The organism is Salinispora cortesiana (genome assembly GCF_000484695.1).
In the GTDB taxonomy this organism is placed as follows: Bacteria; Actinomycetota; Actinomycetes; order Mycobacteriales; family Micromonosporaceae; genus Micromonospora; species Micromonospora cortesiana.
On sequence record NZ_AXVR01000031.1, the window covers coordinates 51,896 to 58,750 of the forward strand.

The window sequence follows — 6,855 nt, forward strand, 5'->3', positions numbered from 1 at the left end:
CCGGCCCCGGACCGGTGCTCTCCGCCGACAGTGGTGCGTTCTGTGTTCACTCAGGCAATCCTCAGCTTTCCCCCCGTAGCGTGTGCCACATGAGATCGCCGTCACCGGCCGCGTGGATCCGGCGCGCCCTGTCCACCCGTCGGCGTGCGCTGGCCGCGGCGGCGGCGGTGGTCGTCGTCCTGCTCGCCGCCGGAGTCGCCGGGACCCTCCGGCCCGCCGAGCCGGACCTGCGCACCGAGGCGGCGCTGATCACCGTCCGGTCCGGGCCGAGCGGCGACGAGCCGGTCGAGCTGGACACCACGCTGTATCTGCCCCCCGCCGCGGCCGCCGACGCCCCGGTGCCGGCGGTGCTGCTCGCGCACGGCTTCGGCGGCACCAAGGAGTCGGTCCGCGCCGACGCCGAGGAGTTCGCCGGCCGCGGGTACGCGGTGCTGACCTGGACCGCGCGGGGCTTCGGCCGTAGCGGCGGGCAGATCCACCTGGACCACCCGGACTACGAGGTCCGCGATGCGCAGCGCCTGCTGGACTGGCTGGCCGCCCGCCCGGAGGTCGTCACCGACGCCACCGGTGACCCACGGGTGGGGGTGGTCGGTGGCTCCTACGGCGGCGCGCTGGCGCTGCTGCTCGCCGCGCAGGACCAGCGGGTCGACGCGATCGTACCGATGATCACCTGGAACGACCTTGCGCGCTCCTTCCTGCCGGAGCAGAGCGGCGAGGGGCCGGAGCAGGGGGTGTTCAAGAAGGGCTGGGCCGGGCTCTTCTTCGGCAGCGGCGGCAACCCCGGCCCCGCCCCCCTCGGTGGCTCCGGCCCGCCCGGCGGCCTTGCCCCCGGTGGCGGTTCCGTGCCCGGCGGCTCCCTCCCGGAGAACGCGGCCACCACGGCCGGCGCCGTTGACCCCTCCTGCGGGCGGTTCGCCGCCGACGTGTGCGCCGCGTACCTGCGGATCGCCACCACCGGGCGGGCCGACCCGGACGCCGTCGCACTGCTGCGCCGCTCCAGCCCGGCCGGGAAGCTCGACCGGGTCGAGGCGCCGACGCTGCTGGTGCAGGGGGCGGCCGACACCCTCTTCTCGCTCACCGAGGCGGACGCGAACGCCCGGGAAATCGCCGCGACCGGCACCCCGGTCCAGGTGGCCTGGTTCACCGGCGGGCACGACGGCGGCGACGGCCCGAAGACCGACTCGGACCGGGTGCTGCACCTGACCGTGCGGTGGCTCGACCACTACGTCAAGGGCGAGGGCGCGGCCCCTGCCGACGACTTCACCTTCTCCCGGATCGCCGGGTTCGACGCCCTCGACCGGGGTCTGGTCGCCACCGGCTTCCGCGCCACCGGCTACCCGGGCGTTGACGGCACCGGCCAGCAGCCGGTGTCGGTGAGCGGTCCGGCGCAGTCCATCGCCAACCCGCCGGCCGGCAACCCGGCCGCGATCTCGTCGGTGCCCTTCGCCGGGGAGCTCTCGTCGCTGCTCGACGGGGTCGCCGGGGACATCCCCGGCCAGCACGCCCGGTTCGAGTCCGCACCGTTGCCGGCGGCGGTGGACGTGGTCGGAGCGCCGACCGTCTCCATCCGGGCCGCGTCCCCGACCGGCACGGCTGTGCTCTTCGTCAAGCTCTACGACGTTGCCGCAGACGGGTCAGCGACCCTGCCGAACGGGCTGGTCGCGCCGATCCGGCTGGAGGGGCTACCGGCGGCCGTCGAGGACGCCGAACCGGTCACCGTCACCCTGCCGGCGATCGTCCGCCGGGTCGAGGCCGGGCACCGGGTGCGGGTCGTGGTGGCGACCTCCGACCAGGCGTACGCCACCCCGGTCGAACCGGCCGTCTACAGCGTGGCTCTGGCGAGCGGGGCGGTCACCCTGCCCACGGTCGCCAGCGAGCCGATCCCCACCGACGCCGTCGTCTGGCGCTGGGTACTCGCCGGGCTGCTCGCCACGATCGCGGTCGGGCTCGTCGTGGTCGTCGCCGTCCTCCGCCGCCGGCACCGGCGTCGGGAGAGCCGGGTCCACCCGGCGTACGCGGGCGTCCCGCTCGCCGTCCGGGAACTGCGCAAGGAGTACGCGGACGGCTTCGTCGCCGTCTCCAACGTCGACTTCGAGGTGCACCCCGGGCAGGTGGTGGGCCTGCTTGGGCCGAACGGCGCGGGCAAGACCACCACCTTGCGGGTGCTGATGGGGCTGACCCAGCCGACCGCCGGCGAGGTCTATGTCTTCGGGCACCGGCTGGTGCCGGGCGCCCCGGTGCTGTCCCGGATCGGAGCCCTGGTGGAGGGCCCCGGCTTCCTGCCGCACCTGTCCGGGCTGGACAACCTGACGGCGTACTGGCGGGCGACCGGGCGGCCGTGGGCCGACGCGCACTTCGACGAGGCATTGGAGATCGCCGGACTGGGCACGTCGGTGCACCGGAAGGTCCGGACCTACAGCCACGGCATGCGGCAGCGGCTGGCGATCGCGCAGGCGATGCTTGGCCTGCCGGAGCTGCTGGTGCTCGACGAGCCGACCGACGGCCTGGACCCGCCGCAGATCGCCGAGATGCGCCGGGTCCTGCGGCGGTACGCCACCGGAGGCCGGGCGGTGCTGGTCTCCAGCCACCTGCTCGCCGAGGTGGAGCAGACCTGCACCCACGCCGTGGTGGTGACCAAGGGGCAGATCGTCGCGTCCGGCCCGGTCGAGGAGATCGTCGGCGAGTCGCCGAGCGTCCTGCTTGAGGTCACCGACCCGGTGGCCGCGCGGGCGGTGCTGGACCGGCTGGCGGGCGTCTCGGTGCTGCCCGACGGCGACGGGCAGCTCGTGGTGGACACCAACGGCACCGCCCGCAGCGAGGTGGTCGCCGAGCTGGTGCGGGCCGGTATCGGAGTGGACCGGGTGGTGCCCCGGCGGCGCCTGGAGGACGCGTTCCTGGCCCTGGTCGGCGAGAACTCTCGGGGAAGCGGGGATCGATGATGGCGCAGACAACGGTCGAGCCCAACGCGGGCGACTCCGGCGGCACCCCGTCCGGCGCGGCGGCGGGCTACCGGCCCTTCGCCACGCTGCCGTTCCGGGCCGAGTTCCGGCGGCAGGCGTCACGGCGGCGGACCCAGCTCGCGCTGGGCTTCATGGTGCTGCTGCCGCTGATCATCCTGATCGCGTTCCAGTTTGACTCGGGCGACGACGACAACGGGCGCGGCGAGTTCGGCAGCCTGGTCGAGTTCGCCACCTCCGGCGGACTGAACTTCACCCTCTTCGCCCTCTTCGTCTCCGCGTCGTTCCTGCTGGTGGTCGTGGTGGCGCTCTTCTGCGGCGACACGGTGGCCAGCGAGGCGAGCTGGGGCAGCCTGCGCTACCTGCTCGCCGTGCCGGTGCCGCGGGCCCGACTGCTCGCGGTGAAACTGCTGGTGGCGCTCACCTACTCGGCGCTCGCGCTGCTCCTGCTCGCCGGCACCGCGCTGCTGCTCGGCACCCTGCGCTACGGGTGGGGGCCGCTGCGCAGCACGGTCGCCGCCGAGCTGGAGCCGGGGGAGGGGCTGCTGCGGTTGCTGGCGGTGCTCGGCTACCTGGCCGTCGTACTGCTGGTGGTGGCGGGTCTGGCCGTGCTGCTGTCGGTGTCGACGGACGCCGCGTTGGGCGCGGTCGGCGGGGCGGTGCTGCTCTGGATCCTGTCCAGCATCCTCGACCAGATCACCGCCCTCGGCGTGCTGCGGGCCTTCCTGCCGACGCATTACAGCACCGCCTGGCTGGGCCTGCTGTCCACACCGATCCAGACCGACGACGTGGTCCGGGGAGCGATCTCGGCGATCAGCTACGCGACGCTCTTCTGGGGCCTGGCCTTCTGGCGCTTCACCCGCAAGGACGTCGTGTCCTAACGGCATTTCGGGTGCGGTCGGTCCACCGCGCTCAGCGCCTGGCGGCAGGCAGTTGCGGTCGGTCCACCGCGTTCAGCGGCGCCATCGGCTGTTCGGGGTGGTGGCGGGCTGGCAGTCGGTGTGTCGGGACTGCCACTGCCGCAACGCCTGCCGGATCAGCTCACCCTCGGCGTGGGCGGTGGTCGCCTCCCGGGTGAGTCGTTCCAGCTCGTCGGCGACGCGGTCGAGATAGGCGTACACCTGCTCGGGGTCCAGGTCGCCGTGCCAACGTCGCCGGGCGAAGGTCGCGGCGCGAACCTGGGATGAGAACAGGCGTCGGGCTCGGTGGATCATGGCGGTCATGTCCTCTCGGGTCGGGGGGTTGGGGGCGGCGCCGAGGCGGGCGGGGGCGACCGGCACGTCCGCGCGTGGCGTACCGGCCGGAGCCCGGCACCCGCCCCGGGCCCTTTCCCACGTCGCACACGTTCGCGAGCGGGCGTCTGGTGTTCAGGGCGTCGGCGCCCAGATCCAGCACGTCTGCGCTACCTCGCCCCTCCGCCCCAGCAGCGGTGGCAGAAGAAACGGCGGGACACATCCCGCGTGGGTACGCCGTCACCTGCTCGATCGCCCCGGTAGCGCTGGCCGTCGGCCCAGGTAGACACACTGTCGCCCCCGCTTCTTGTCGCTCGTGTTCAATCCGAAGCTGACAGTAGCACACTTTACAAGCAATGCAGGTAAAGACAAGGTTGTCGACCATGATCAAAAATGCGAGTGGTCAGATGAACTTATGCCTAATGCCGTCCCGCTCTGGAGAGTCATCCGAGATGACCTTCGCGCTCGGATCAAGGCGGGCATCCTCAAGCCTGGTGACAAGTTGCCCAGCACGCGGGAACTTGCGGACCAGTATGAGACGAGTCCAGTCACAGTGCGCAAAGCAGTCGATATCCTCATTGAGTCTGGCGAGTTACTGGGTAGGCAGGGAATGGGCGTCTTCGTGGCCATTCCGCCAGCGAGTGATCGTTGAGGCGCTAGATGCCGCCGGCGGACCTCGCGACCGTCCGTGGCGAGCCTTGTTGACACCGGTCGCCGCAGGGGACTGCAATCTAGGTCGCCGGTCGAGGGTGTAGTTGCTGACATAGCGCGTTCCCAGGCCGAGTCGGTGTCCAGGGTTGCATGAAATTTGCTAGCGGAGAGTTACCACGCGAGGAGTGCACCGTCATGTCCCGCCGTACCGCTGACTACATTCGGGTCGTGGATTCGATCACTGCTCAGATTCGAGCGGGTGAGCTTGCGCCTGGAGACAAGCTGCCGACCTACGCGCAGCTTGCCGACCACTTCAAGATCAGTGTCACCACCGCCCAAACCGCGCTGCGCATACTTCGGGAGCGTGGATTGGGCGAGGGGCATCAGGGCAAGGGAACGTACGTCTCGGAACGCCCAGAGCTAGGGTAGTACGTCGGGTAGCACGTGGGATGTGGCCCTGCCTCGTACTTGGCCCGGGTGAGTGCGGCTGCCACTGCCGAAAGCCCTGCCGGATCAGCTCGCCCTCGGTGTGGGTGGCCTTTGCATCTCGGGTGGGTCGTCCCAGCTCCTAGGCGAAAGGACTCTGACGTGCCTGCACTGCCGCTCAGCTATGCCGACATCGCTGCGGACATCACCGCCCGCATCGAAGCTGGCGAGTATGAGCCAGGTGCCAAGTTGCCGTCCTACTCCCAGCTCGCCGATCTCTACTCCGTCTCAATCTCCACGGCTGCCCGCGCCGTGGCGCTGCTGCGTGATCGGGGAGTCGCTGTCGGCGCACCGGGACGAGGGGTGTATATCCGGCAGCCGAACCGTTGAAGCTCGGTCCTGCCCGTCGGGAACTGCGGCGCTGGGTCACGTCCGTGCTGCTCCGGTGCACCAAGCCGGGGGGCGCCTTCGGAGGCGCCCCAGCGGGCGTCGTCATGGGCCTGGCAGGTGCCAGTGGTTGGATGAGGTAATGCCTCATGCCGTCCCGCTCTGAAGAGTCATCCGGGATGACCTCGCGCTCGATCAAGGCGGGCATCCTCAAGCCCGGTGACAAGCTACCCAGCACGCGGGAACTTGCGGACCAATACGAGACGAGTCCAGCCACCGTGTGTAAATCCATCGATATCTTCATTGAATCTGGCGAGTTGCTGGGTAGGCAGGGAATGGGCGTCTTCGTGGCCATTCCTCCAGCCGCGCTGCGCATACTTCGGGAGCGTGGACTGGTCGAGGGACGCCAGGGCAAGGGAACGTACGTCTCGGAAGTCCAGAGTTGGGGTAGCGCGTCGGGTAGCACGTGGGACGTCGCCATGCCCATGTACTTGTCCTGAACGTGCAGGCCGTGCTCTACCTGGCCGCCGGCGTGGTCGCCTACTTGGGACTGCGCTCGGTCCTGCAGCAGCGTCTCGCACGGCGGCAGCGCTGCAGGGTAGACATCGGGTAGATCCTTCAGGGGTAACAGCCGAACCATCCCGGGAGCGCCGGACTCGACCGGTGTCGCCACGCGGCGCGTGGTGGTTGCACTGCTGGCTGGCTGATTCACCACGGTTGGGTACGTAAACGGCGCGGTGCGTTTGCGCTGTTGGGCCGTTGCCTGAGCTGACGACGGGCCACCCGCTCCGGCGTGCCGGAGACGAGTGGCCCGTGTTGGCTGGTAGTGCGACTTGGTTGTGCGTTTGGCTGTTTGTGGCCTGTCCGACGATGTATCGAGTCGGGTGTTGTGGAGCGGCTAGTACTCCAGCCGGGGATTGTGATCACGGTTCGGTGAGGGCTTGTCGGGCGTAGTGGCTGGTCGTGGCTCGTGCTTGGTGACGGCGTCGGCGTACGGACCAGAGCAGTGGGTCGTAGCGGCGGCGGCCGGGTTCGATGATCAGGGTGTTGAACAGGTGGCGTAGTTCGTTGACGGTCAGCGCGATCAGCCCGGCCGGGTCGGGGCGGCTGCGGTGCGTGGTCGCGGCGGCGAGGAAGGCGTGGGCGAGGATCGCCAGGGTGGTCCAGCGGTGCCAGGACGTCCAGCGGCGGTTCTGGTGCTG

The 6,855-nt window shown here is 70.4% G+C and carries 7 protein-coding genes and 1 pseudogene; 6 read left to right on the forward strand and 2 right to left on the reverse strand.

Features of this window, described 5'->3' with window-relative positions:
- Positions 1 to 89: 89 nt before the first annotated feature.
- Positions 90 to 2,939: an alpha/beta fold hydrolase gene (locus K228_RS0114975; protein ID WP_025619170.1), complete on the forward strand. Its 2,850-nt coding sequence runs from the start codon at positions 90 to 92 to the stop codon at positions 2,937 to 2,939.
- Positions 2,939 to 3,838, forward strand: a complete 900-nt coding sequence (locus K228_RS0114980; protein WP_025619171.1) for an ABC transporter permease — start codon at positions 2,939 to 2,941, stop codon at positions 3,836 to 3,838. Before K228_RS0114975 ends, K228_RS0114980 begins: the two co-directional genes overlap by 1 nt.
- A gap of 72 nt (positions 3,839 to 3,910) precedes the next feature.
- Here the strand turns inward: K228_RS0114980 and K228_RS0114985 are convergent, their stop codons facing one another.
- Positions 3,911 to 4,180, reverse strand: coding sequence for a DivIVA domain-containing protein (locus tag K228_RS0114985; protein WP_029723602.1), 270 nt, complete (start codon positions 4,178 to 4,180; stop codon positions 3,911 to 3,913).
- 424 nt (positions 4,181 to 4,604) lie between these two features.
- Here K228_RS0114985 and K228_RS27230 point away from each other — a divergent pair, with 424 nt between their 5' ends.
- The 4 genes from K228_RS27230 (at position 4,605) to K228_RS27235 (ending at position 6,153) form a co-directional block, all read left to right on the forward strand.
- Positions 4,605 to 4,841: a GntR family transcriptional regulator gene (locus tag K228_RS27230; protein WP_025619173.1), complete on the forward strand. Its 237-nt coding sequence runs from the start codon at positions 4,605 to 4,607 to the stop codon at positions 4,839 to 4,841.
- 227 nt (positions 4,842 to 5,068) lie between these two features.
- Positions 5,069 to 5,269 (forward strand): winged helix-turn-helix domain-containing protein, encoded by a 201-nt coding sequence (locus K228_RS0114995; RefSeq protein ID WP_245603480.1) that lies wholly within the window; start codon positions 5,069 to 5,071, stop codon positions 5,267 to 5,269.
- A 159-nt stretch (positions 5,270 to 5,428) separates the two neighbouring features.
- The gene (locus tag K228_RS0115000; protein WP_018723813.1) at positions 5,429 to 5,656 is read left to right on the forward strand and encodes a winged helix-turn-helix domain-containing protein; all 228 of its coding nucleotides are present in this window, start codon (positions 5,429 to 5,431) and stop codon (positions 5,654 to 5,656) included.
- 176 nt (positions 5,657 to 5,832) lie between these two features.
- A complete protein-coding gene (locus K228_RS27235; RefSeq protein ID WP_245603481.1) occupies positions 5,833 to 6,153 on the forward strand; it encodes a winged helix-turn-helix domain-containing protein in 321 nt (106 codons plus the stop codon).
- A 423-nt stretch (positions 6,154 to 6,576) separates the two neighbouring features.
- Here the strand turns inward: K228_RS27235 and K228_RS0115015 are convergent.
- Positions 6,577 to 6,855, reverse strand: a pseudogene (locus K228_RS0115015) (IS701 family transposase); the annotation flags it as partial.